Origin of the sequence: Thauera sp. AutoDN2 (assembly GCF_051280715.1) — a bacterium.
Taxonomy (GTDB): domain Bacteria; phylum Pseudomonadota; class Gammaproteobacteria; order Burkholderiales; family Rhodocyclaceae; genus Thauera.
The window spans coordinates 35410-60933 of sequence record NZ_JBNCAR010000021.1; the positions used below are offsets into that span (position 1 = coordinate 35410).

Sequence of the window (25524 nt, forward strand, 5' to 3'; positions counted from 1 at the left end):
CTCCTTCCAGCTCTGGCCTCCGGGCCGGCCCACGACGATGAAACTGCTCTTTCTGCCCGCCATCCGCTTGCTCGACAAGCTGAGCTATCCCTTCAAGTTCGGTCTCATCATTCTCGTCTGTGCGGCGGCCTCGCTGGTCCTTCTGTCGCAGATCTTCACCAGCCTGCGCGAGGAGATCCGGGTCACCCAGCAGGAGATCGCCGGACTCCAGTTGTTCGACGCCGGGTTCGCGGTCATCCTCAAGACCCAGCAGCACCGCGGCCTCTCTGCCGGTGTGCTCGGCGGCTCCAGCGACCTCGTGCCGCGGCGCGAGCAGAAGGCCGTCGAACTGAAGGCTGCGATGAACGCGCTTGACGCCGCGATCGCCGCCGACCCTGCCTGGGCGGTGCTCAAGCCGGGCTGGGAGAAGCCGCGCGCCGAGCTTCTGGCCCTGGCCGACACCGGCCTTCGCCTGAGCGGCCCGGAGAACTTTGCCGCGCACACTCAGACCATCGGTCTGATGTTGCGCTGGCTGGGAGAGCTCGGTGACGTCTCGGGTCTCGCGCTCGATCCCGAGCAGGCGAGCGCGAACCTCATCGTGCCGATGCTGCAGACGCTGCCGGAACTAAGCGAACGTCTGGGCCAGTTGCGCGCACGTGGCACGAACATCGTCGCGCGGCGCGAACTGCTGCGCACGGACGAGTATGGCGTCGTCTCCCTGCTTGCGGAGATCAACCGCGCAGAATCCGCACTGCTCGAGCGCCTGCAGCGCACCGCGCGCGCCAATGCGGCCCTCTCGGGGCGCCTGGGTACGATGGGGCAGGAGATCTCCAGCGCGGTGGCGCAAGTGCGCACGACCGCCGAGCAGGAGGTGCTCGACCAGCGCTTCACGATCAGCTCGGCGGCCTTCTTCGAGCTCGTCACCGGTGCGATCGACACCGCGGTGCGCAATTTCGACCAGGTGCTGCGCCCCGAAACCGGCCGTCTGCTCGAAGCACGTCTGGCCGAGCTGAATCAGCGTCTGATGACGCAGATCCTCATTTCCGCGGTGGCCATGGTGCTTGCGGCCTATCTGTTCATCGGCGTCTATCTGGCGATTCTGCGCTCGGTGCGCGAGCTCTCGGCTGGGGCGCAGGCCTTTGCCGCGGGGGATTATCGGGTGCGAGTGGCGTTCTCCGCGCATGACGAGCTTGCCGAGGTGGCGAGCCAGTTCAACGCCATGGCGGATCAGGTCTCCGGCCTGATTCGCGAGATTCAGCAAGGCGCAGAAAAGGTGGGCAGCGCCGCGACCGAGCTCAACGCGTCTGCACGGCAGGTGCTAGAGGGCTCCGAGACGCAGAGCGATGCCGCCTCGGGCGTGGCCGCCGCGGTCGAGGAGATGTCGAGCGGGGTCGATGGGATTGCCCATCACGCGGCCACTGCCCAGCAACTGGCCGAGGACTCGGGCAGGCTCTCGGCGGAAGGGCGCGAGGTGATGCAGAAGTCGGTTGCCGAGATGGAGCGCATCGCGCAGGCGGTCGATATGTCGAGTGAGGCGATCCAGGCGCTGGGCGAGAAATCCCACCAGATCAGCACCATCGTCGATGCGATCCGCGACATTGCGGACCAGACCAACCTGCTCGCCCTCAATGCGGCGATCGAGGCCGCGCGCGCGGGCGAAAGCGGCCGTGGCTTCGCAGTGGTGGCCGACGAGGTGCGCAAGCTCGCGGAACGTACTTCGCTGGCCACGCAGGAGATCAGCGGCATGGTGGTGGCGATCCAGCAGGGCACCGAGCGTGCCGTGGAAACCATGCAGCAGGGCGTGACGCGGGTGCGCGATGGTGTCGAGATGAGCAACCGCGCAGGGGCGTCGATGGCGCAGATCAGCACCGGTGCCGGGCAGGTGCTCGATGCGGTGCGCGAGATCTCGACCGCACTCAACGAGCAGAGCCAGGCGAGCACGCAGATTGCTCGCAATATTGAGCGCATCGCCGACATGGCCGAGCACAACAGCGGTACGGTGCGCGAGACGGCGTCGACGGCAGAGACCCTGGAGGCGCTGGCCAGCGCACTGCGCCAGCAGGCGAGCCGGTTCAGGGTCTGAGCGCAGGGCTGCAGCGTCTGCCAGGCCGCTCTTCGGAGCGGCTTTTTTTGGCTCGCAGGAGGGGACAAGGCAGACAGAAAGTGCCGTTCAGTAGCGCCTTGAACATGCCTTCGGCATTATTCGGGCATGAAGATCTTCGCGGCAGCCTTCCTTTCTGGCGTGTGCCTGGTGCAGACGCGCGCAGCGCTGGACGGCTGGCTGGTGGCAGGTGTGGCTGTGCTGCTGCTCGCCGTGCCGTCCACGCTGGCGTGCGCGTTGCTGCGTGCCCGGTGCTCCGGTGCGCGCGGTTGCGCAGGAATTTCGGTGGCGATGGGGATGGCGATGGCGGCCTTGGCCTTCGGCGCAGGGGTGTCGTGGACCACCTGGCGCGCCGAGCTGCGGCTGCAGGACCAGCTTGGCAGCGCGCTCGAGGGCGTCGACGTCGTCGTGCACGGGCGCGTGGCCGGTCTCCCCAGCGCGCGCGAGGGCGGCTGGCGTTTCGTGTTCGAACTCGATCCGTCTCTCCCCGGCCTGCCTTCCCGCGCGGAGCTCTCCTGGTACCCCGACCGGCGGACGGGAGCATTGCCGCCCGCGCTTCAGGCCGGCGAGCAGTGGTCGTTCGAGGTGCGCCTGCGCCGCCCGCGCGGCCTGGCCAACCCCGGCGGTTTCGATCAGGAGGCCTGGCAACTCGGGCGCGGTGTCCGCGCCACCGGATACGTCCGCGGCAAGGCGGTGCTGCTCGACCCCGAGCCCGACCGGTTCATGCATCATGTACACCGTCTGCGTGCGCGGGTACGTGACGCGCTCCACGCGGCGCTTCCTGCTGGTGAACAGACCGGTCTGCTGGTGGCGCTGGCCGTAGGGGAGCGCGGTGAGATATCTCCCGCGCAGTGGGACATCTTCCGCCGCACGGGCGTCGGGCATCTGGTGTCCATCTCCGGCCTGCATGTTGCACTGGTCGGCCTGCTGTGCGGTGGTGCGTTGGGGGCGGTCTGGCGGCGTGCTCCGGTGCTGGCGCTGCGTTGTCCTGCACAGAAGGCGGCTGCACTGGGTGCGCTCATCGCTGCCGGGGGCTATGCGCTGCTCTCTGGTCTGGGAATCCCGGTGCAGCGCGCGTGGCTGATGCTGCTCGCGGCTGTGCTCGCGCTGTTCGGCGGGCGCTCGGTGGCGCCCTCGCAGGTGCTCGCGCTGGCCTTGCTGGGGGTGCTCGTGGTGGATCCATGGGCGGTGCTGTCGGCAGGGTTCTGGCTGTCCTTTGGTGCTGTCGCGGTGATTCTGGCAACGCTCGGCGGCCGGCCGCATGCGGTGCGCGGCTGGCGTGCGGCGGTCCGCATCCAGCTCGCAGTGAGCTTCGCCCTGATGCCGCTGCTGGTCGCGCAGTTCCAGTCCTTTCCGCTCGTTTCACCGCTGGCGAACCTGCTTGCAGTGCCGCTCGTCAGTCTGGTCATCGCGCCGCTGACCTTGCTCGCCATCGCCTGGCCGCATCCTGTGCTGCTGGCGCCCGCGGATGCCGTGGCGGGCCTGATGATGAAGGCGCTGGAATGGATGGCGGCGTTGCCTTATGCCTTTCACGAGCACGCTCCGCCGCCTCCATGGCTGACTGCGGTGGGGCTTGCGGCCGTGGCGGCGCTGCTGTTGCCTCGGGGCACGCCAGGACGGGTGGCCGCTCCGCTCGTGCTGGCGAGTCTGCTCGTGTGGCAGCCTTCGCGGCCCGCGCAGGGCGGATTCGTCGCGCAGGTGCTCGATGTCGGGCAGGGCCTTGCGGTGCATGTGCAGACGCGTTCGCACGACCTGCTGTTCGATGCCGGGCCTGCCTGGGGTTCCGCGAGTGACGCGGGCGAGCGGGTGATCCTGCCTTATCTGCGCGCTTCTGGTGTGCGCAGGCTGGATCGGCTGGTGCTCTCCCATGCCGATGCCGATCACGTCGGGGGCGCGGCCTCGGTGCTGGCCGGTGTGCCGGTGGCCGAGGTGATCGCCGGGCAGACCGAGGCTGTGCCGGGTGCGCATGAGCACAGGATGAAGGGACGGCCTCGTGCGGTCGCCGTACCCGTACGAATGGCCTGTGCGGCAGGTCAGTCCTGGGCGTGGGATGGCGTGCTGTTCGAGTTCCTGCATCCATCGCAGGGGGCGGATTCATCGCGGCCGCCGGGCAACGATAACGATGCCTCATGCGTGCTGCGCGTGCGTGGCGCAGGCGGGAGCCTTCTTCTTCCGGGGGATATCGGCATCCGGGTCGAGGCGTCGCTGCTTGCTTCACACGGGGAAGATGGCCTGCGCGCCGAGGTGGTGGTGAGCGCACATCATGGCAGCCGCTCCGCTTCATCAGCGCGCTTTGTCGATGCGGTACTGCCCGAGCATGTGGTCCATACGGCAGGCCATGGCAACGCCTTTGGCCATCCACACCCCGAGGTGTGGGCACGCTGGGCGGATGTGGGTGCGCGCAATTGGCGCACGGATGCGCAGGGGGCGATCCGCATCGACGTGAGCGACCGCGTAGAAGAGGGGGTGTCGGTGTCTGCCGCGCGGGTGTCGGGTGAACGCTACTGGCACGGGCGCTGAGTGTGGGCAGGAGGGCGGCTGAGGGCGGGGGCAGCCCGCCAGCGCTGCGCGGGTAGCTCCTCCTTTTGCGGTGCTTCCTTCCTGCGGGAAGGTGCCGCTTCGGGCTAGACTTGAAGCCCGGCTACCCGACTGCGCAGCGCGCCTCCTCATCATGTCCCTGTTCGATTCGCTCCGAAGTCTCTTCACGCCGGCCCCGGCTACCCCGCGCTCCGCAGGCTCGCCGCGCGAGCGCAGCGTACAGTGCATGGGGCCGCATGGCCTGCACCGCATGGCCTACACCGAATGGGGTGATCCGCAGAATCCGCGCGTGCTGGTGTGCGTGCACGGGTTGACCCGCAACGGGCGCGACTTCGACGAGCTCGCCCGGGCGATGGCGGGGGAGTATCGCGTGGTGTGCCCGGATGTGGTCGGGCGCGGACGCAGCGAGTGGCTGGGGGTGAAGACGGACTACGGCTTTCCGGTCTATCTCTCCGACATGGTGACGCTGATTGCCCGACTCGACGTGGAGACGGTGCACTGGGTCGGAACCTCGATGGGGGGCATCATCGGGATGCTGCTCGCCAGCCAGCCCCAGACGCCGATCACGCGCCTGGTGCTGAACGATGTCGGCCCGGTGATCACCGCCTCGTCACTGATCCGCATCGGGCAATACGTGGGCACTGCGCCCCGGTTTCCCGACATCGGGGCTGCGGAGCGCTACATCCGCCAGGTGAGCGCGCCCTTCGGCCCGCTGTCCGACGCACAGTGGCAGCATCTCACCCGCTATTCGGTGGGCGCCACCGACGACGGCGAAGGGGGGTTCCGCATGGTGTATGACCCGGGCATCGGCGATGCCTTCCGCAATACGCCCATCGTGTCCGACGTCGATCTGTGGCCGATCTATGAAGGTGTGCGCTGCCCGACACTGGCGCTGCGCGGCGCCGAGTCCGACCTGCTCGAGCGCGGCACATTTGCCGCCATGGCCGGGCGTGGGCCGTGCGCCCAGACGGTGGAGTTTCCCGGCGTCGGCCATGCGCCGATGCTGATGGATCCGGCGCAGATCAGCGTGGTGCGTGCGTTCCTGCTGGCAGACTGAGCGCCTTTCACCAGCCCGGGTTCAGGCGGCGCGCCTCTGCGATCTCGCCGCGGATCGTGCAGAAATGTTCCCAGCGTCGGGCGTGGATCTCGCCCGCTTCCAGCGCAGCGAGCAGTGCGCAGCCCGGCTCGCTGTCGTGCCGGCAGTCGCGGAAGCGGCAGTGCCCGAGGTGGGGGCGGAACTCCACGAAGGCCTCGGCCAGATCGTCCGCGGACAGGTGAGCGAGGCCGAACACCTGCAGTCCGGGGCTGTCGATCAGCCAGCCCGCATCGCCCGTGCCGTTCTCCTTCCCTTGGCCTTCGGGTATTGCCGGTAGCGGATACAGGCGGGCAAAGGTGGTCGTATGCTTGCCTGAGTCCAGCGCGTCCGAAATTTCGCGCGTGGCGGCCTGCGCCTCGGGGATGATGGCGTTGGTCAGCGTCGATTTGCCCATGCCCGACTGGCCGACGAAGATCGCCCGCAACCCACTCAGGCGCCGCCGAAGTCCATCGGCACCCTCGAGCGCGGAGACTTCGAGCACTTCGTAACCGAGCCGGGCGAAGGGCTCCAGCTGCCTGCGCGCGCCGGCGAGCCGGTTCGTCAGGTCGGCCTTGTTGAGAACGATCAGGGGCGTGATGCCCTGGCTCTCGGCCGCTGCGATGCAGCGCGATACCAGCAGGTCGGAGAACCCGGGTTCGGTCGCCACCACGATGATGATGTGGCTGAGGTTGGCGGCGATCAGCTTCTCGCGGAACGCGTCCGAACGCCACAGCAGGTTGCGTCGCGGGGTGAGCGCCTCGATCACGCCCTGGCCATCTCCACCGGGCACGACCTCCACCTCGTCGCCGCAGGCGTAGCTGCTTTTCTTGCCGCGCGGGTAGCACTGCAGGTGGCCGGCGGCGGTGTCGACCTCGTAGTGGCGGCCGAAGGCGGCGACGATACGTCCGTGCGTCCGGTGGGGGCTCGATGAGCCGGGGCGTGCGCGTGTTCTCACTCGAACCTGTAGTACTTGCTGTTGAGATAGCCGGCGAGGTGGTGCTCGTCCTCGGGGAACAGGTCGAGGTTGAGCATCGTCGTGCAGGCGGTCAGCTGCTGGGATAGCGCGCTGGGCGAACTCACGCGGCGATCAGGGCGCAGGTAGATTGCCGAACCCTCCTCGCCGCCGAAGCGTTGCTCGTGGCACTCGACACACATGCGCTTGTGCATGTCCATGGCCTGTGCATGATCTGCGCCGGGGAAGGGGTCGGCGTGCGCGGCGAAGGGAAGGCCGAGGGCCAGCATCGCGGCAAGGGTCGTCCTGTTCATGTCTGTCTCCTCTCTATCGTGGTCATGCCGACTGTCTTGACTGCAGCATCGCCACCCGCAGCGCGGCGGGCGGGTGGGAATCGAAGAAGCGGGAGTAGAGCGGGTCCGGCGTCAGCGTCGCCGCGTTGTCGCGGTAGAGCTTGACGAGTGCGCGGACCAGCGCCTCGGCGCGGGTCTGGCGCGCGGCGTAGTCGTCGGCCTCGAACTCGTGCGTGCGCGACCAGTGGCTCAGCACCGGCGCGAGCGGAAAGGTGAATACCGGCAGGGCGATGAAAAACAGCGCGAAGGCGCTCGCCATGTCCTGTGCGCGCATGCCCAGGCCGCTGAAGAACCAGGGCTGGCTCATCAGCCAGCCGAGCAGGCCGAGCAGGGCGAGGCTGGCGGGCGCCAGCACGGCCAGTCGCTTGAGCAGGTGCCGGCGGCGGAAATGGCCGAGCTCGTGCGCGAGGACCGCCTCGACTTCGTCGGGCTCGAGCTTGTCGAGCAGCGTATCGAAGAACACGATGCGCTTGGTCGCACCCAGCCCGGTGAAGTATGCGTTGCCGTGTGCGGAACGGCGCGAGCCGTCCATCACGAACACGCCGCTGGCGCGAAAGCCGCAGCGCTGGAGCAGCGCTTCGACACGTGCCTTCAGGGCTTCGTCGGCGAGCGGGGTGAAGGTGTTGAACAGGGGGGCGATGAACGTGGGCCACACCACCATCACGAGCAGGTTGAAGCCAAGCCAGAAAAGCCACACCCAGAACCACCACAACGCTCCCATGGACTGCGTGATCCACAGCAGCGCCCCGAGAAGCGGCAAGCCGATCACGACCGCCAGCGCCCCTTCGCGCAGCATGTCGGTGGCAAACAGCCGCGGGGTCATGCGGTTGAAACCGTAGCGACGCTCGATGCCGAAGGTGCGTACCAGCGCAAACGGCAGCTCGACGGCCCAGCCCACCACGCCAAGGCTGGCAAGCAGTGCCACCCCGTGTGCGATCTCGCCAGGCACGAGCAACTGCGCCCACAGCGTGTGCAGTATGTCCAGGCCGCCGCCCAGTGTCAGCGCCAGTGTCAGCGCAGCCCCGGCGACCGCGTCGATGGCACCCAGGCGTGCGCGCTCGAAGGTGTAGTCGGCGGCACGCTGGTGCGAGGCGAGTGGAATCGCGCCGGCGAAGCTGGAGGGCACCGTATCGCGGTGGGCCTTCACATGCCAGGCGTGGCGGTGCAGCAGCCACAGTCGCACGATCAGGCCGGCGCCGAGTGCGAGCAGGAACAGGAGGCTGAAGGAATCAGGGGCGTTCATCTAGGTTCCGTGGGTGATGCAGGAAGCGGGCAGGAACTGTGACACAATCGCGCCCTTGATTGTTTCGCACCCGGGGTGCCCGCCGAGGTACCCGCTTTGGTGCTCACATAGGCCGAACGATTATGGCACAGGACCCGAAGACCCTGATATGGCTGGACATGGAGATGACCGGCCTTGAACCCGACCGCGACCGCATCATCGAGATGGCCGTGGTGTTGACCGACGAGTCGTTGGAGGTGATTGCCGAATCGCCCGTGATCGCCGTGCATCAGCCGGACAGCGTGCTCGATGCCATGGACGAGTGGAACCGCAACACGCACGGCAAGAGCGGGCTGATTGATCGCGTGCGCGCCTCGACGCTGTCGGAAGCGCAGGCCGAGGCGCAGATGCTTGCATTCCTGCAGCAGTACGTGCCGGCGCGCACCTCGCCGATGTGCGGCAACTCGGTGTGCCAGGACCGCCGCTTCATGGCGCGCTGGATGCCGCAACTCGAGGCTTGGTTCCACTACCGCAACCTCGACGTGTCCACGATCAAGGAGCTCGCGCGGCGCTGGCGGCCTGAAGTGTACGAGGGCGTGAAGAAGGCCGGCAGCCATACCGCACTCGCCGATATCCATGAGTCGATCGCCGAACTGCGTCATTACCGGGATCATTTCCTGCGCCTCGAATGAGGCCGGGTGGCACACGGTGCAGGATATGACGGTCACGGTCCGATGAACACACCGCGTCCGCCCGGGTTCTCCGGCTGGGTCGCCGGGCTGGTGGCTTGGGTGCGCCGGCATCGGCGGCTGTTGCTGATACTGCTGCTGCTGTCGCTGTTCTTCAGTGTGCTGGGCTACTTCTCGAATCCGGTCAGCATGCCGGGGATGTGCAAGATCTACGGCTGAGGCTGCGGCTCATTCGGTGACGCGGCGCAGAAGCCGGTAGCCTTCGGTCCGCTTGCCGGCACCGCGGCTGTACTCCCACACCGCCTCCCATTTGTGCGACAGGGCCTGCACGGTTTCCGCACGCTCGGTGTCGATCAGCAGCAGCGGGCAGTTTGTGGCGCCGTCCTGCGGGCGTTCGACGCGCAGGGCGGCGTAGTAGTCCATCGAGGTGCGCAGCGCGTCGGTCAGGCCGCTGCCCGCGATGCATGCGCCCGGTTGCGCGCTGCGCTCACCCCTCACTGCGATCTCCAGCGAGCCGACCATTTCGCGGTAGCTGCGCCCGTGGTCGAACCAGGGCATCAGCAGTGTCACCGCGAGGCACCACAGCATGGCCAGGCCGATGGCCCAGTTTGCCGGGGCGCGGGAGGGCGAGCGCGGCAGGCGTGCGATCAGCACGATCCACGTCAGCGTGATGATCACCCCGACGACGAGGCGGTATTCGCTGTCGGGCAGTACGAAATCGGGGGCGTTGCGGGCGACGTGGCGCGCCAGTCCGGGCGGCCAGCCAGCCGTCTGTGCGCTCCAGGCCAGCCAAACCAGCACGCCGAAGACCGCAAGGCTCATCAGCGAGAACCAGTCGAAGGCACTCGCGGCTCCTCGGCGCAGCGTGCTTACACCCGTCGCGGCGAGCAGCGCGACGGCGGGCACCAGCACCGTCATCCGGGCCTGGGCGAGGTCGCCATCGAGCACGAACCACAGCGCCACAAGCAGAATGCTGCTCAGCGGCAGCATCATTGCCGGCTGGGTCAGCCGGCGCCGGCCGCGCCAGAGTGCCCACAAGGCCACCGGCCACAGCGGCCAGAGGAACCATCCTGCCAGCTCCAGGGCGCCGGGCAACTTTGCGGTGCTGAGCCCGGGCGTACTCAGGCGCGCCCACTCGGTGCGGAGCCATAACTCGAGCAACTCGGGCTGGTTCAGGTGCAGGGCGAGCGGCCAGACCGTCGTGATCGCCAGCGCTACGCAAAGCCCCAGCAGCAAGGCACCGCTCGCGCGTGGCGTGCGGCATTCTGCGCACAGCAGCACGGCTAGCGGCAGCAGCGGAAGGGTAATGAGCAGGCCGCCGAGGCCACCGGAGAGAAAGGCGAGGCCGCTGCCGACGCCGGCCTTGAGGCTGCCGGTGAGGGGCCGCTCGGCCATTTCGGCAAGCCCGCGCAGCGTGAGTGCGAGCATGGCGAATACCGCGAGCAGGGGCTGGGTCTCGTGTGCGTGCAGCACCAGACCCAGGGCGCCGAGTGTGAGCAGCGCTGCGGGCGTGCGCACCGGCCGCCCGTACAGCGACTCCGCAGTCCGCGCCACCCAGAACACCGCGAGCGCGACGAAGAAGGCGCTTGCCAGGCGGGCGCCGGCATGCGCGGGCAGCAGGCTACCGGTCAGCCAGGCGAAGGCAGCGGCGACCCAGTGATAGAGCGGGGGGTGCTCAGCCAGTGGTGCGCCGGCGAGAAAGGGAAAAAGCCAGGATTCGCCCTGCAGCATGGCGAGTACCGGGCCGAAGTGCCGTGCGTCGTCGCCCCGCCAGGGATCGTGCGATGTCAGTCCCACGAGCAGGTACAACCCGATCAGCACCGTCAGGCCGACGGTGCCGTAGATACGGCGCTGGAACGTGGTGGGCGTGGCGGGGTCGCGGATCATGCGGGCATTGTGCGGCGAAGTGCGCGTGAAGACCAAGGCTGCGCGGTTTCGCGGCGCACGCGCAAACTAAAAAAGGCAGCTTGCGCTGCCTTTTCGTGTGGGGCTCCGGGCCGGTGTGCGCGCATCACCGATGCGCGCCTGCACGGCGGGATCCTGCAACTCAGCTGGCGCGCTGAACGTTGCCGTACTTCTGGCGGAAGCGCTCGACGCGACCGGCGGTGTCGACGATCTTCTGCTTGCCGGTATAGAACGGGTGGCAGGCGGAGCAGACTTCGACGTGGTACTGGGGCTTGCCCAGCGTGGAGCGGGTGACGAAGGTGTTGCCGCAGGAGCAGGTCACGTTCACGTCTTCGTATTTGGGATGGGTGTCTGCTTTCATGGTGTGTTCCTGAATCGAGCGGGTGGCGGATGTGACCACCCTGAGGCCGTAAAGCGCTGGATTATCGTGCACTTGCGCGCCGCTGGCAAGGAAAACAGCAGGAAAACAGCAGCAAAAAACGCCCGTTGGGCCGTTCCCCCGCCCGGGCGGCGCTACAATCGCGCACTTTGCCGCGCCGGCGGCGGTGTTCGGGAGATTGGATGCGCCTGCTGCTCGCGCCGATGGAAGGCTTGCTGGACGATGTGCTGCGCGTGGCGCTGACGCGCGTGGGCGGCTACGACCATGCGGTGAGCGAGTTCGCGCGCGTCTCCGGCACGCTGCTGCCGGACCGCTTCTTCCGCCGCATCGTGCCCGAACTCGACCGCGGGGGGCGCACAGTGGCGGGGACGCCGGTGCATGTGCAGATGCTGGGCTCGGATCCCGCATGCATGGCGGCCAATGCCGCAAGGCTGGCGCGTCTGAATCCGCCCGGGATCGACCTCAACTTTGGCTGCCCTGCGCCCACGGTGAATCGCCACGGCGGCGGCGCGGCGCTGCTGGACGAACCCGAGCTGCTGTGGCGCATCGCGCAGGCCGTGCGCGCGGCGCTGCCGCCCGGCATGCCGCTCAGCGCCAAGATGCGGCTCGGCGTGCGGGATGCCGGGCGCGCACAGGAGTGTGCGCAGGCACTGGCCGATGGCGGCGCGCAGTGGCTGGTGGTGCATGCGCGCACCAAGGCGGACGGTTACCGCCCGCCTGCGCACTGGGAGTGGGTGGCGCGCATCGCCGCCGCGGTGCCGGTGCCGGTGGTGGCCAATGGCGAGGTGTGGACGGCGCAGGACTGGGTGCGTTGCCGCGAGGTGTCGGGCGTGGCGGACGTCATGCTCGGGCGCGGTGCGGTCGCCGACCCTTTCCTCGCGTGCCGCATTCGGGCCGGGGGCCTCGACGAACCCGACGCCGATGAGCGCGCTGCCGAATGGCAGGCCCTGCGCCCGTTGATCGGCGAATTCGTCCAGGGGGTACAGCGCAAGGTCGAGGCTCGGCATGCGCCGGGGCGCATCAAGCAATGGGTGCAGATGCTCGCGCGCAGGCACGAGGCTGCGCGCGCGCTGTTCGCATGCATCCGCCCGCTGCGCAGCCTGCCCGAAGTGGCGGCAGAGCTGCAGCGCCACGGCATCCACGCTCCGCAACCCGGCGATGCGCCGGCGGGCGATCCCTGGCGGCGGATCGAGCACCCTCCGCTCGCGCTCAAAGCCATGGCGCGGGCAGCATGAGACCTACGGAACGACGATGAGCTACGCCAATTCCCGCATCCCGCAGAGCGCCCAGGCTGGCGTTCACGACGCCTTGCGCGAGCGCGTGCGCAAGCACCTGATGCAACCCTTCCGCAAACCCTATGCCGACTACAACCGTGCCGCACTCGAACACGCCCTCGCCGGCTGGGACGGCAAGGCGCCCCTGATCCTCGATGCCGGCTGCGGAGTGGGGCACAGCACCATCCAGATTGCGCGCGCTCACCCGGATCACTGGGTGATGGGCGTGGACCAGTCGGAAGACCGCCTCAACCGGCGCAAGCCCTACCCAGAGGCCCTGTTGCCGCGAAACATGGTGTTCGTGCGCGCGGATCTGGTGGATTTCTGGCGTCTGCTCGACGACGCTGGCCTGCGCCTGGCGCGCCACTACATCCTTTATCCCAACCCCTGGCCCAAGATCGGGCACCTGGGTCGCCGCTGGCATGCCCACCCCGTGTTTCCCTGGATTCCGCGCCTCGGCGGTGTGCTCGAATGCCGCAGCAACTGGCAGGTGTACGCCGAGGAGTTCGCGCTCGCGCTGGGCGAGGTCACCGGTCGTCCGGTGGGGTGGGCGCCCTTCACGGCTGAGGTGCCGCTCACGCCGTTCGAGCGCAAATACCGCGATTCCGGACAGGCGCTGTACCGCCTCGAGCTTGACCTTGGGCTGGGGTGCGGGACGCCACCCGGTGCATGAGCCGCGCCGGATGTCCGGCGGCGAAGAGATGATCCGACTTGCCCCCTGTGCGCGCTTGCGCCACGCTAGCCCCCATTACCGGAGAACACGATGAACGACGATATTCGCGACGACGCTGCAGCCCTCCCCGCCATGCAGGGCGAACAGATGACCGAGGAGGACTTCGAGGCACTCGAGGAGATCCTCACCTCGGATGTGGTGCCCGAGGACTGCATGGACCTCGAGATGCTCGACGGCTACCTGGCCGGCGTGCTGATATCGCCGCGTGCGATTCCGCCCGAGCGCTGGCTGCCGGGCGTGTGGTCCGCCCACGGCGATGAGGCGGACTTCGGCTCGGGTAGCGCGCTGCAGCGTGCGATCCGCCTGGTCAAGGCCTACCACAACGAACTGCTCTCCACGCTGGGTCTGGACGACGAGGACGAAGCCTGCTGGGAACCCTTCTGCTTCGCGGTGGCGGAAGGCGACGGCCTCAAGCTGGGTGAAGCCTGGATCGACGGTTTTGCGCAGGGCCTGGACCTGTGGCCCGAGGGCTGGGAAGAAGGGCTGGATGAGGACGCCGTCGAGGCGGTACGCGCGACGCTGGACGAGGTGCTCGCCCCTTGGGGCGAGGAGGGCGCGGCGAAGGCCGACGACGACACCCGCCTGGGCTGGCTCACAGCGGTAGGTGAGGCGGTCAATGACGTCTACGCACACTGGCGCGATCTCGGCCTGCCGCCGGCGGAAGCGCTCTCGGCCGAGGCGCCGCGCAAGCCGGCAGCAGGCGGGCCGGGACGCAACGACCCCTGCCCGTGTGGAAGCGGCAAGAAGTTCAAGAAGTGCTGCGGCGCAGAGAGCGCCTGAGGCACGCTCTCCATGCCTGAAGAGTTTTGCGCAAAAACTCTTTAGGCCATTGAATAAAAAAAGAAATTCGGGGGCTTGAACGGCGCCGCGGAAGCGCTAGAATCCGCGCGCCGAACAACCCCGCGAGAGCGCCTGAGTGCGCTGCGAGCATGCGCTCCGCGCATGCCGCGCGTACCGCTCGCCTCGCGCACTCCGCCCCCGATCATGGACGCCTACAACCCCTGCCTGGACTGCGGCATCTGCTGCACGCACTTCCGCATCTCCTTCTACTGGGCCGAGGCGGACGACACGCCCGGTGGCTACGTACCTGCGGACATGACCGAAAAGCTCAACCACAACCTGCGCTGCATGAAGGGCAGCAATCAGGTGCCGCGGCGCTGTTCGGCGCTTACCGGCGAAGTTGGCAAGGCGGTGTCGTGTTCGATCTACGAGAACCGGCCCTCGCCCTGTCGCGAATTTCCGGTGTACTTCGAGGACGGCACGCCCAACCCCAAGTGTGATGAGCTGCGCGCGACGATTGGTCTGCCGCCGCTACCGCATGCGCCGCTTCCGCGCGCGGCCTGATCAGCGCGGGTGGCCCACGCTCGTCAGCACCGTGAGCGGGCCGGTTGTGCGCAGCGCCTCGATCTGGGCGCGGTCGCGCACAAAGAGCGACCCTGCGTAGGCGAGCGAGTTGATCGACACGTCCCGCCACTTCTCCAGTGTGCGCGGTACCACCAGCATCACCTGTCTCGTGAGCAGAAGGTTGTAGGCCGGCATCGGATCGTCGTTGCATGCCATGCCGAGTTGGCTGCAGGCGTGGGCAAAGGCGGCGTGCAGGGCTGTGCCGGGGGAGCTGGGCGAGTGCCAGCAGGTCGGGTCGAGGCGGACGAAGGCGTGGGCCCAGGGCAGGGCCGGATTGCAGAACGCTGCCCCGGCCGGGACTGTGTGGCCAGGCTGCGGCGCCGGGATGAAACTGTCCAGCCGGCTCGCACTCGCGGGTACCCACTGCAGATGCTTGTGCGCCTGGCTGGCCCCCGCGACCCGGCCGCCGTTATAGAAACCTAGGCCGCCGTGGGTGGCGATGATGCTGCCCAGGGCATCGAAGTCAGCCACGGTGAGCGGACAGCTCTGGTCCTCGAAGTCACGCGTGATCACGAGCAGGTGGCGCTCGATCACCGGAAACTTGTTCAGCACCAAGAGGTGGTCGTCGCCCAGCTTGGCGACGGTGAGCGCGGCTTCGGGCGGCAGGAAAGGGTTGAAGTCGGCGCGTCGCCGGGTCACCGTATCGACGCGGGCGCGGTCCTTGAGCGCCAGCGATGACACCCAGCGCACGGAGAAGCGCAGTCCGGCCTGTTCCAGCCAGTCCTGTTCGGTGCGGATGGGTTCCAGGGCGCCGCGCTCCAGCGCCGCAGCGATGCAGCGGTCGGCACGCTCGATCAGGTCTTCGACCTCAGTTTCAGCGAATTGCGCAGGGGCTGGGTGGGCTGTGCTGGTCATGCGCTCGAGTCGGGGAGACAATGCCGCCATTTTGACATGAGGGCGGGTGCGTGCGGCGTCGCGCAGGCCACCGGGAGAACGCGATGAACACTTCCTTTGCCGTGCGCGGCGAATACATTCAGCTCGATCAACTGCTGAAGGCCGCCGGCCTCGTGGATTCGGGGGGCGCGGCGCATGCTGCGGTCGAGCAGGGGCAGGTGCGGGTGGACGGCAAGGTCGAGATGCGCAAGCGTGCCAAGCTGCGCCCCGGGCAGAAGGTGCGCTACGCCGGCGCGGAGATCACGCTCATGCAGCAGGACTGAACATCGTTCAGGGCAAGTGCGGGGCAGCGGCTGCGCGCGCGCGGCGGGAGAATTTCTCCCAGACCCAGCCTCCGGGCAGATCCTCGCCGGTGAGGATGTAGGCCAGGGTGTGCTCGTTGGCGATGATCAGGCCGATATCGTCGAGTGCGGCCCGCGTGCCCGCCAGCAGGAACTCGTCGCCGGCACGGACCCGGGTGCCGGGTTCCGGCACCAGCAGGTGGTCGTCGTCGTCGCGCTCCAGGTAGATCACCTCGCAGTCCAGCCCGCGGCTGCGGTCGGAGGGCGAGCGCATCAGTTGCTCGAGTGTGATCGTCTCTCCGCGCATGAGGCGCCGGTACAGTGCCGGTGCGCGGCTCAGGTTGATGCGCTCGCTGCGCACCTCAGGTACGGTCCAGCCCAGGCGATCGGTCAGGCGCTCGAGCTGTGCCCCGCACCACGCCTCGTCGCGAGCGCGGATCTCGCCCAGGAAGGGAACGAGCAGCGGTGTGCTCAGGATGGCGATGCACTCGTGACCGATGACGCGGCTGGGCACCACCGTGATGTCGGCGTCGAAAGCGTCGAACAGGGCGCGGTTGGATTCGTGGTTCTGGCGCAGGATTATGAACAGCTCCGGATTCAGCTCGCGCGCGGTGACCGCGATCGACAGGTTGTCCGCGTCCGAGCTGGTGCCGCACACGATACCCGTGGCAGCCTCCACGCCGGCTTCGCGCAGCGACTTCGCGCCCGTGCCATCACCCTGCACCCAGCGGTGCAGACCGTCGGGCTTGGGGTCGAGGTCGATGATCGTGACCGGCACGGCCTCGGAATCCATGGCTTCAACGAGCTGGCTGCCAAAGCGGCCATGACCGCACACGATCCATTCCCCATGCGGCGGATCGCGCCTGCGCTCGACCTCTGTGCCCGGCACGCCGGTGAGCCAGCTCATCAGTTGCGAGGCCTTGGGCGCGTGCAGCGACAGCGCGAGGGTCTCGGCGAAGCGCTCGAAGGGGTTGATGATGTGCCGCGTGCCGAAGGACGCCATGTTGTCCGCGGTGGCGTCGTTCTCTGCCCGGCACAGTGCAGGCAGTCGTGGCGCGAGCAGGCGCGCCGAGATCGCGATCGCCAGATTGGTGTGGTCGTCGTTGGTCAGCGCGATCACACCCCTGCAACTGGAGTGGGTGAGGCCGGCGAACTTGAGTGTCTCGGGGTTTCCGGCGTCGGCGCACACCGCAGGCACGTCGAGTACGTAGTTGTGCAGATCGAGTTCGCCGACCTTACCCTCGTCGATCTCCACCACGACCGCGCGCAGGCCCATGCGGTCCAGGGCCTCGCAGATCAGGCGACCCGTCTCGCCGTAGCCGCACACCAGATAGAAGGGTTCGCGCAGCCTCCGGACTGCGCGCACGAAGCGCTGCATGGCGATTGCCTGGCGCAGGCTGCGGTCCGACAACAGGCTGAACACCGAGCCCAGGGTATAGGCCCAGCCGATCACCGAAAGGTAGATGCTCACCATCACCCATAGCCGCTGCTCGTCGGAGAAGGTGTAGGGAACCTCGCCGAAGCCGATCGTGGTGGCGGTGTAGCTGATGAAATAGAAGGCGTGAAAGAAGCTCAGGTAGCTTGTCCGGCCCTCGACCTCCGGCCCGGGGACGAGCGTGAGCCCCAGCACCGAGATCGAGAACAGGGTGATGAGCAGGATCAGCGGCGTGCGCAGGCGCCGAAGGATCAGGAAGAAGACGCTGTGATGGTGGGCGAGGTTCTGCATGCCGCGGCCCCGGTCGCCGGCTCAGCGGCGCTGCATGATCGTCTCGGCGATCAGGATCACCACCGACACCATGTTGGCGAACAGCGCACCGCCCGACAGCGACACGATCTTGGCCATCATGTCGGGTGTGACGCCCTCGGCGCCGACGTGTGCGGCATAGCCCCACACCATGGCTGCCGCGATCAACTGCAGGTCGGCCGCGAGACTGGTGGACAGGTGGATCGCCCCGATCTGCGTGCGGTCGCCGAACTTGAGCACGGTGGCGATCAGGCTGACCACCAGCGCGGCGAAGAGCTCGTAGATGTCATGGTGCGCGGGGTTGTCGATGTCGCCGACGAAGAAGCCGAAGTTCAGCGTGGCGGCGAGCACGATGAAAAAACCGAAGATGACTTTTTCGAGGTTCATGATCTTCCTTCGGTGGGGCCCGTCGAGGCCGGTGTGACGGCCGCGGAGCCCGGTAGGTGGTGTTGCAGATTATGCGCCTGGCGCATTGCGATGTCTCGCGCGCCGCCGGTCGGAACCGGGCGGGGCTTGCCGGTGCGCGCTCAGTCGGGGTGGAGGTCGCCATCCATGTAGTACCAGCGTCCGTCCTCGCACACGAAGCGGCTGGTCTCGTGCAGGCGTTGGGCGCGGCCGCCGACGCGGCAGCGGGCGATGAACTCGACCTCGGCATGGACTTCGTCCAGCGGGCGATGGGCGCGCACCTGCAGGCCGATCCACTTCGGCGCCGGCGTTTCGTCCAGGTCGAGCGAGGCCGGGCGCGTGCTCGGGTGCCAGCTCGCGAGCAGGTAGGCCGTGTCGGACAGCGCGAAGGCGGTGTAGCGCGAGCGCATCAGCGCCTCGGCCGTGCACGCCGGGTGTGCGCCGGACAGCGCAGGGCCGCAGCACTGTGCAAAGCGCTGGCCGGAGCCGCAGAGGCAGGGGGCGGTGGGTTTCATGCGGCAGGAGTATACCGGGGCTGGCCCGGGGAGATTCCCGCGACGGGTAGGCGGGTCATGGAGCCTGGCGAGCCGCAGAGGGCTGGGTTGCCGTTGGCGCGGGAATGCCCGCGCCAACGGCGTTGTCACGCGCCGAGGATCTCCCGCAGCACGTAGGGCAGGATGCCGCCGTGGCGGTAGTACTCGATCTCGATCGGGGTGTCGATGCGGCACAGCACAGGCACCGACCGCTTTGACCCATCAGTCCGCTTGATCTGCAGCGTGAGCTGCTGCTGCGGCGCCAGGCCGGCGGTGATGCCTTCGAGCGTGAACGTCTCGCTGCCGTCGAGCCCCAGCCCCTGCCAGCTGTCGTCGCCGATGAACTGCAGCGGCAGCACGCCCATGCCGACCAGGTTGGAGCGGTGGATGCGCTCGAAGCTCCTTGCCACCACCGCCTTGACCCCGAGCAGCGCAGTGCCCTTGGCCGCCCAGTCGCGCGACGAGCCGGTGCCGTACTCCTCGCCGGCGAAGACGATGCTCGGCACGCCACGCGCCATCCAGGTGCTCGCTGCTTCGTACACCGTGGTCTGCTCGCCGTCGAGCAGGGTGTAGCCGCCTTCGACACGGCTGCCGTCGGGGTTGGGCGGCAGCATCAGGTTCTTCACACGCACGTTGGCGAAGGTGCCGCGCACCATCACGTCGTGGTTGCCGCGCCGCGAGCCGTAGGAGTTGAAGTCCTTCTTATCCACCCCCTGCTCACGCAGCCAGCGCCCTGCCGGGCTGGTCTCGCGGAAGGAGCCGGCGGGCGAGATGTGGTCGGTGGTCACCGAGTCGCCGAGCAGCAGCAATGCGCGCGCATCGTGAATGTCGCGCGCGGGCGGCGGCGTCATGCCGAAGCCCGCGAAGAAGGGCGGGCAGGCGATGTAGGTGGAGGATGGCCAGTCGTAGGCCTGGCCGGTGGGCGCCGCGATCGCGTTCCACAGGTCGTGGTCGCGGGTGAAGTCGGCGTAGAGCCGGCGATAGGTGGACGGGTCGGTGGCAAAGGGCAGCACCGCGGCGACCTCGTCCGAACTCGGCCAGAGGTCGCGCAGATACACCGGCTGGCCGTCGCTGCCGGTGCCCAGTGGCTCCTGCGTCAGGTCGATGTTGGCCCGCCCGGCGAGCGCGAAGGCCACCACCAGCGGTGGCGAGGCGAGATAGTTGGCGCGGATGTTGGGGTGGATGCGCGCTTCGAAGTTGCGGTTTCCCGACAGTACCGCGGCCACCACCAGGTCGTGCTCGGCGATCGCCTCGTTGAACTCGGTGGCGAGGTCGCCAGCGTTGCCGATGCAGGTGGTGCAGCCGTAGCCGGCGAGTGCGAAGCCGAGCGCAGCGAGCGGCTCGAGCAGCCCGCCCTTGTCGAGGTAATCTGTGACCACGCGCGAGCCGGGGGCGAGCGAGGTCTTGATGTGTGGCTTCACGCGCAGGCCGCGCTCCACGGCCTTCCTGGCTAGCAGGCCGGCGGCGATCATCACCGCGGGGTTGCTGGTGTTGGTGCACGAGGTGATGGCGGCGATCAGCACGTCGCCATGGCCGAGGTCCACGCCTTCGCGCGCGGTGGCGAAGCGGTCGCCGAGCTGACCGGGCTCTCGGCCGAAGCCGTTCTCGGACACCGGCGCGGAGAACAGGCGCTCGAACTCTTGGCGCATGGCGGGCAGGGCGATGCGGTCCTGCGGGCGCTTGGGACCGGCGAGTGACGGTTGGATGGTGGCGAGCTCCAGCACCAGCGTGCGCGTGTAGTCGATTTCGCCCGCACGCGGCACGCCGAACAGGCCCTGGGCGCGGAAGTAGTCCTCGAACAGCACGCATTCGGCCTCGTCGCGGCCGGTGGCGCGCATGTACTCCACGGTCTTCTCGTCCACCGGGAAGAAGCCCATGGTGGCGCCGTATTCGGGGGCCATGTTGGCGAGCGTGGCGCGGTCGGTCACGGTCAGGCTGGCCGTGCCCTCGCCGAAGAACTCGACGAACTTGCCCACCACCTTCTCGCGTCGCAGCATCTCGGTCACGGTGAGCACCAGGTCGGTCGCGGTGGTGCCGGCGGGGAGGCTGCCCTTGAGTTCCACCCCGATCACGTCGGGGGTGAGGAAATATACCGGCTGGCCGAGCATGGCCGCCTCGGCCTCGATCCCGCCCACGCCCCAGCCCACCACGCCGACGCCGTTGATCATGGTGGTGTGCGAGTCGGTGCCCACCAGAGTGTCGGGGAAGCACAGGCCGTCGCGGCTGCGCACGCCGCGGAAGAGGTATTCGAGGTTGACCTGATGGACGATGCCGATGCCCGGCGGCACCACGCGGAAGGTGTCGAAGGCTTGCATGCCCCACTTCATGAACTGGTAGCGCTCGCGGTTGCGCTCGAACTCGATCTCCATGTTGCGGCGCAGCGCGTCGGGCGTGCCGTAGTGGTCTACCTGCACCGAGTGGTCGACCACCAGGTCGACCGGCACCCGCGGCTCGATGAGCTTGGCGTTGCGGCCCTGCTCCACTGCCACGTTGCGCATCGCGGCCAGGTCGGCGAGCAGCGGCACGCCGGTGAAGTCCTGCAGCACCACACGGGCGACCACGAAGGGGATCTCGGCAGTGCGCTGTGCGGTCGGCTGCCAGTTGGCCAGTTCGCGCACGTGGGCTTCGGTCACTTTCTGACCGTCGCAGTTGCGCAGCACCGATTCGAGCACGATGCGGATCGATACCGGCAGGCGCGAGATGGGCCCGATGCCGGCGGCCTCTAGTGCAGGCAGGGCGTAGTACTGCAGCACCTTGCCCTTGGGGGAATCCAGGGTCTTGAGCGAATCGAAGAGGGTGTGCATCGGTGGCCTCCTGTGTGTAGCGTGGCCCGGGTCGGGGTTTCTTCAGCATAGCAGCGCAGCCCCACGGGGCCAGCTTGCGACTGGGTGGTGTCTTGTGACGAAGTGCGCTGTTGGGAAGGTGAGCTGCGGGCTCGTTCGCACGGGGCAGGCGCCCTCGTCATCATTCACGGGGCTTACCTGCCCGGTTCGAACGCGTAGAATCGCAAAAGTTTTTTCCGGGATCTTCTGCCCGGCTGTTGCACCGCACCGCAAGTCTTATAAAAGACATATAATCTCGTCCGATCCGGCTGGGCGACCCCCGGTCGGAGCTCCGATCACCGCCACGAAATAGTGAGGAAGTCGCCGTGCTTGAAGCCTACCGTGCCCATGTCGCCGAACGTGCCGCCCTCGGCATCCCGCCGCTGCCGCTGTCCAAGCAGCAGGCCACCGAACTCGTCGAACTGCTGAAGAATCCCCCCGCCGGCGAGGAAGACTTCCTCGTCGAACTGCTCACCTACCGCGTCCCCGCCGGCGTGGACGACGCCGCCAGGGTCAAGGCCGAGTTCCTGGCCAAGGTCGCCAAGGGCGAAGAAGCCTGTGCGCTGGTGTCGCGCGCCAAGGCCACCGAGCTGCTCGGTACCATGCTGGGCGGCTTCAACATCAAGCCGATGATCGACCTGCTCGGCGACGCCGAAGTGGGCACCATCGCTGCAGAGGGCCTCAAGAAGACCCTGCTGATGTTCGACTACTTCCACGACGTCAAGGAACTGGCCGAGAAGGGCAACGCCAACGCCAAGGCCGTCATGCAGTCCTGGGCCGACGCCGAGTGGTTCACCAGCCGCCCGGAAGTCCCGGCTTCGCAGAAGCTGACCGTGTTCAAGGTCACCGGCGAAACGAACACCGACGACCTGTCGCCCGCGCCGGATGCCTGGTCGCGCCCCGACATCCCGCTGCATGCGCTGGCCATGCTCAAGAACCCGCGCCCGGGCATCGAGCCGGAAGAAGCCGGCGTGCGCGGCCCGGTCAAGTTCCTCGAAGATCTGCGCGCCAAGGGCAACCTGGTCGCCTACGTCGGTGACGTGGTCGGTACCGGTTCCTCCCGCAAGTCCGCCACCAACTCGGTGTTGTGGTTCACCGGCGAGGACATCCCCTTCGTCCCGAACAAGCGCTTCGGCGGCGTGTGCCTGGGCTCCAAGATCGCCCCGATCTTCTTCAACACGATGGAAGACGCCGGCGCACTGCCGATCGAGATCGACGCCGGCAACATGGAAATGGGCGACGAGATCGAGCTCAAGGTCGACGACAAGTCGGGCAAGGTCACCGCGCTCAAGAACGGCGCCGTGATCGCCGAGTCGCAGTTGAAGACTCTGGTGATCCTCGACGAAGTGCGCGCTGGTGGCCGTATCCCGCTGATCATCGGTCGCGGCCTCACCACCAAGGCGCGTGAAGCGCTGGGCCTGCCGCCCTCGACCCTGTTCCGCCTGCCGCAGGCCCCCGCCGACACCGGCAAGGGCTTCTCGCTGGCGCAGAAGATGGTTGGCCGCGCCTGCGGCATGCCGCTCATTGACGGAAATCAGCAGGGCATCCGCCCGGGCACCTACTGCGAACCCAAGATGACCACCGTCGGCTCGCAGGACACCACCGGCCCGATGACCCGCGACGAGCTCAAGGACCTTGCCTGCCTCGGCTTCTCCGCCGACCTGGTGATGCAGTCCTTCTGCCACACCGCCGCCTACCCGAAGCTGGTCGACGTCAAGATGCACCGCGAGCTGCCGAGCTTCATCAGCACCCGCGGCGGCGTGTCGCTGCGCCCGGGCGACGGCGTGATCCACTCCTGGCTCAACCGCCTGCTGCTGCCCGACACCGTCGGCACCGGCGGCGACAGCCACACCCGCTTCCCGATCGGTATCTCCTTCCCGGCCGGCTCCGGCCTCGTAGCCTTCGCCGCTGCGACCGGCGTCATGCCGCTCGACATGCCGGAATCGGTGCTGGTGCGCTTCAAGGGCACGATGCAGCCGGGCGTCACGCTGCGTGACCTGGTCAACGCCATCCCGCTGTACGCCATCCGCCAGGGCCTGCTGACGGTCGAGAAGAAGGGCAAGAAGAACATCTTCTCCGGCCGCATCCTCGAGATCGAAGGCCTGCCGGACCTGAAGGTCGAACAGGCTTTCGAGCTGACCGACGCCTCGGCCGAACGCTCCGCCGCCGGTTGCACGGTCCACCTCAACAAGGCGCCGATCGTCGAGTACATGAACTCGAACATCACCCTGATGAAGTGGATGATCGCCAACGGCTACGAAGACAAGCGCACCCTGGGTCGCCGCATCAAGGCCATGGAAGAGTGGATCGCCAACGGCGAACTGCTGAAGGGTGATGCCGACGCCGAGTACGCCGCCGTGATCGAGATCGATCTCGCCGACATCAAGGAGCCGATCGTCGCCTGCCCGAACGACCCGGACGACGTCAAGCTGCTGTCCGAAGTCGCCGGCGACAAGATCGACGAAGTCTTCATCGGCTCGTGCATGACCAACATCGGTCACTTCCGCGCTGCCGGCAAGGTGCTGGACGGCAAGTCCGACATCCCGACCCGCCTGTGGATCGCCCCGCCCACCAAGATGGACGCGATGATCCTCAACGAGGAAGGCTACTACGGCGTGCTCGGCAAGTCCGGCGCCCGCATGGAGATGCCGGGTTGCTCGCTGTGCATGGGCAACCAGGCGCAGATCCGCAAGGGCAGCACCGCGATGTCGACCTCGACGCGCAACTTCCCGAACCGCCTCGGCATCGACACCCGCGTCTATCTGGGCTCGGCCGAGCTGGCCGCGGTGTGCGCGCTGATGGGCAAGATCCCGAGCGTGCAGGAGTACATGGCGCAGGTTGAGGTGGTGAACAAGAAGGCTGCCGACATCTACCGCTACATGAACTTCGATCAGATCGAGGAATTCCGTACGGTGGCTGACACCGTGACGGTCTGATCCCGGCCTGATCGGTCCGGCTCGACCGGACCCCGACGACACCCCCGGCGCATCCTCGCGCCGGGGGTGTCGTATTTTTGGTGGCCGACCACACCATCTTGGGTGGCACAACGGCATCCCGTCACGCCTTGCGACGGTGGAATCGTCTATCATCTCCAAAAAATGACGACGTCCGGTCGCGGGCGCCCAGAATCTAATGATCCCCAAGTTCTTGCTCCGGCACCGTCGATCCGAAGAGGCACTTCCCTTGCCGCGCAATGCGGTGTGGCGCGCGGTTGCCGGCTGGGTGGCGATCCTGCTCTGTCTCGGCGTGTATTGGTTCGAGCTGAATCAGACGCACCAGTCCCAACTCGACCAGGTCGAGGCCAACGTCAGGTTGCGTGCCGAGCAAACCGTGCATGCGCTTGCCCTGCAGGTCAGCACCATGGTCGAAAAGCTCGACTACCTTACGCTGCAGCTTGGGCAAAGCTGGCTTGCCGAGGACGAGCGAACCTTCCGTCGCACGGTGAGTGTGGCGCAGCATGCCTTGCCGGAGGGCGCTGTGGTCCAGGTCGCGATCGCCAACGAACGGGGGGAGATCCTGTTTTCCAGCCTGGTGCCCGAGGACGCTACGGTTGCGGCAACGAAAGTCTCGATTGCGGATCGGCCGCACTTCGCGGTGCATCTGAACCGCGCGGAAGCGGGCTTGTACATCAGCCATCCCGTGCTCGGGCGCATATCGGGCAAATGGACCGTGCAATTTTCGCGACCCTTGCACCGTGACGGGCGGCTTGAAGGCGTGATCGTCGTGTCCGTGTCGGCGGAACATCTGTCCCGCGCGCTGCGCGACATCTTTCCCGATCCGGCCGATGTCGCACTGCTGCTGCGCGACGATGGCGCCTATCTCGCACGTTCGCACCTGCTGGAAGGCGTGCTTGGCAAGAGCGTGCCTGCCGATCGCGGCTTCCTGCATGACCACCTGGTGTCGCACGGCTTCTACGACGTCGTGGCGCCGGTCGATGGGGTCGAGCGCTACTACGCATGGCGTCGGGTGCAGGACAGGCCCCTCGTGGTCAGCCTCGGTCTCAGCAAGTCGGTCGCGATGGCGACGGTGCGCGAGTCCGTGCAGAGCAGCAGCCTCTACAACCTCGTCGCCAGTGGGGCGTTGCTGCTTGCGGCGCTATGGATCACGTGGCTCTATTTGTTGAAGAGCCGCCAGACGGCAGCGCTAGCCCGCATTTCTCACAGATAGGAGGCGCATCGCGGCCGGAAATATGAGAAAGTTGTTTTGCGAGAACGACTTAACCATACTCCGGAGGAATCCGC

The 25524-nt window shown here is 67.5% G+C and carries 22 protein-coding genes; 12 read left to right on the forward strand and 10 right to left on the reverse strand.

Annotation, left to right across the window (positions count from 1 at the left end; genetic code table 11):
• The first annotated feature begins 37 nt into the window (after positions 1–37).
• The 3 genes from ACPT9U_RS12050 to ACPT9U_RS12060 all read left to right on the forward strand — a co-directional run bounded on the left by ACPT9U_RS12050 (position 38) and on the right by ACPT9U_RS12060 (position 5675).
• Complete coding sequence (locus ACPT9U_RS12050) at positions 38–2062, forward strand: methyl-accepting chemotaxis protein (protein ID WP_435751114.1); 2025 nt, start codon at positions 38–40, stop codon at positions 2060–2062.
• Between the two features lie 126 nt (positions 2063–2188).
• Positions 2189–4600 carry a DNA internalization-related competence protein ComEC/Rec2 gene (locus ACPT9U_RS12055; protein WP_435751115.1) on the forward strand — a complete coding sequence of 804 codons (2412 nt, stop codon included), beginning with the start codon at positions 2189–2191 and terminating at the stop codon, positions 4598–4600.
• A gap of 151 nt (positions 4601–4751) precedes the next feature.
• Positions 4752–5675, forward strand: a complete 924-nt coding sequence (locus ACPT9U_RS12060; protein ID WP_418363196.1) for an alpha/beta fold hydrolase — start codon at positions 4752–4754, stop codon at positions 5673–5675.
• 7 nt (positions 5676–5682) lie between these two features.
• Here the strand turns inward: ACPT9U_RS12060 and rsgA are convergent, their stop codons facing one another.
• The 3 genes from rsgA to ACPT9U_RS12075 are packed head-to-tail and all read right to left on the reverse strand — an operon-like array spanning position 5683 to position 8241.
• Positions 5683–6648, reverse strand: coding sequence for a ribosome small subunit-dependent GTPase A (rsgA, locus tag ACPT9U_RS12065; protein ID WP_418363195.1), 966 nt, complete (start codon positions 6646–6648; stop codon positions 5683–5685).
• A complete protein-coding gene (locus ACPT9U_RS12070) occupies positions 6645–6959 on the reverse strand; it encodes a hypothetical protein (RefSeq protein ID WP_418363194.1) in 315 nt (104 codons plus the stop codon). Before ACPT9U_RS12070 ends, rsgA begins: the two co-directional genes overlap by 4 nt.
• Before the next feature lie 22 nt (positions 6960–6981).
• Positions 6982–8241 (reverse strand): M48 family metallopeptidase, encoded by a 1260-nt coding sequence (locus ACPT9U_RS12075; RefSeq protein ID WP_418363193.1) that lies wholly within the window; start codon positions 8239–8241, stop codon positions 6982–6984.
• A gap of 122 nt (positions 8242–8363) precedes the next feature.
• On the opposite strand from ACPT9U_RS12075, the gene orn reads away from it, so the two are divergent.
• Both orn and ACPT9U_RS12085 read left to right on the forward strand, forming a co-directional pair.
• Entirely contained in the window at positions 8364–8912 is a 549-nt protein-coding gene (gene orn, locus ACPT9U_RS12080; protein ID WP_418363192.1) for an oligoribonuclease, read from the forward strand.
• A gap of 42 nt (positions 8913–8954) precedes the next feature.
• Complete coding sequence (locus ACPT9U_RS12085; RefSeq protein ID WP_418363191.1) at positions 8955–9128, forward strand: hypothetical protein; 174 nt, start codon at positions 8955–8957, stop codon at positions 9126–9128.
• Between the two features lie 9 nt (positions 9129–9137).
• Here the strand turns inward: ACPT9U_RS12085 and ACPT9U_RS12090 are convergent, their stop codons facing one another.
• Complete coding sequence (locus ACPT9U_RS12090; protein ID WP_418363190.1) at positions 9138–10796, reverse strand: ArnT family glycosyltransferase; 1659 nt, start codon at positions 10794–10796, stop codon at positions 9138–9140.
• Positions 10797–10956: 160 nt separating this feature from the next.
• Complete coding sequence (gene rpmE, locus ACPT9U_RS12095; protein WP_418363189.1) at positions 10957–11175, reverse strand: 50S ribosomal protein L31; 219 nt, start codon at positions 11173–11175, stop codon at positions 10957–10959.
• Between the two features lie 200 nt (positions 11176–11375).
• On the opposite strand from rpmE, the gene ACPT9U_RS12100 reads away from it, so the two are divergent.
• The 4 genes from ACPT9U_RS12100 to ACPT9U_RS12115 all read left to right on the forward strand — a co-directional run bounded on the left by ACPT9U_RS12100 (position 11376) and on the right by ACPT9U_RS12115 (position 14544).
• A complete protein-coding gene (locus tag ACPT9U_RS12100) occupies positions 11376–12428 on the forward strand; it encodes a tRNA dihydrouridine synthase (protein WP_435751116.1) in 1053 nt (350 codons plus the stop codon).
• Positions 12429–12444: 16 nt separating this feature from the next.
• Positions 12445–13140, forward strand: a complete 696-nt coding sequence (trmB, locus tag ACPT9U_RS12105) for a tRNA (guanine(46)-N(7))-methyltransferase TrmB (protein ID WP_435751117.1) — start codon at positions 12445–12447, stop codon at positions 13138–13140.
• Positions 13141–13230: 90 nt separating this feature from the next.
• A complete protein-coding gene (locus ACPT9U_RS12110; RefSeq protein ID WP_418363186.1) occupies positions 13231–13980 on the forward strand; it encodes a UPF0149 family protein in 750 nt (249 codons plus the stop codon).
• A gap of 204 nt (positions 13981–14184) precedes the next feature.
• The gene (locus ACPT9U_RS12115) at positions 14185–14544 is read left to right on the forward strand and encodes a YkgJ family cysteine cluster protein (RefSeq protein WP_435751124.1); all 360 of its coding nucleotides are present in this window, start codon (positions 14185–14187) and stop codon (positions 14542–14544) included.
• Here the strand turns inward: ACPT9U_RS12115 and ACPT9U_RS12120 are convergent, their stop codons facing one another.
• Positions 14545–15459, reverse strand: a complete 915-nt coding sequence (locus ACPT9U_RS12120) for an ATP adenylyltransferase family protein (protein WP_435751118.1) — start codon at positions 15457–15459, stop codon at positions 14545–14547.
• A gap of 83 nt (positions 15460–15542) precedes the next feature.
• Between ACPT9U_RS12120 and ACPT9U_RS12125 the strand changes: the two genes are divergently transcribed.
• Positions 15543–15761, forward strand: coding sequence for an RNA-binding S4 domain-containing protein (locus tag ACPT9U_RS12125; protein WP_418363184.1), 219 nt, complete (start codon positions 15543–15545; stop codon positions 15759–15761).
• Positions 15762–15768: 7 nt separating this feature from the next.
• On the opposite strand, the gene ACPT9U_RS12130 is transcribed toward ACPT9U_RS12125, so the two are convergent.
• The 4 genes from ACPT9U_RS12130 to acnA form a co-directional block, all read right to left on the reverse strand.
• Positions 15769–17505: a potassium channel family protein gene (locus tag ACPT9U_RS12130; protein WP_418363183.1), complete on the reverse strand. Its 1737-nt coding sequence runs from the start codon at positions 17503–17505 to the stop codon at positions 15769–15771.
• A gap of 21 nt (positions 17506–17526) precedes the next feature.
• Positions 17527–17910: a DUF6394 family protein gene (locus ACPT9U_RS12135; RefSeq protein WP_418363182.1), complete on the reverse strand. Its 384-nt coding sequence runs from the start codon at positions 17908–17910 to the stop codon at positions 17527–17529.
• 140 nt (positions 17911–18050) lie between these two features.
• Entirely contained in the window at positions 18051–18443 is a 393-nt protein-coding gene (locus ACPT9U_RS12140; RefSeq protein ID WP_435751119.1) for a YchJ family protein, read from the reverse strand.
• Positions 18444–18568: 125 nt separating this feature from the next.
• The gene (gene acnA, locus ACPT9U_RS12145) at positions 18569–21265 is read right to left on the reverse strand and encodes an aconitate hydratase AcnA (RefSeq protein WP_435751120.1); all 2697 of its coding nucleotides are present in this window, start codon (positions 21263–21265) and stop codon (positions 18569–18571) included.
• A 344-nt stretch (positions 21266–21609) separates the two neighbouring features.
• On the opposite strand from acnA, the gene acnB reads away from it, so the two are divergent.
• A complete protein-coding gene (gene acnB, locus ACPT9U_RS12150; protein ID WP_435751121.1) occupies positions 21610–24219 on the forward strand; it encodes a bifunctional aconitate hydratase 2/2-methylisocitrate dehydratase in 2610 nt (869 codons plus the stop codon).
• Positions 24220–24415: 196 nt separating this feature from the next.
• Entirely contained in the window at positions 24416–25450 is a 1035-nt protein-coding gene (locus ACPT9U_RS12155; RefSeq protein ID WP_435751122.1) for a hypothetical protein, read from the forward strand.
• Positions 25451–25524 lie beyond the last annotated feature (74 nt).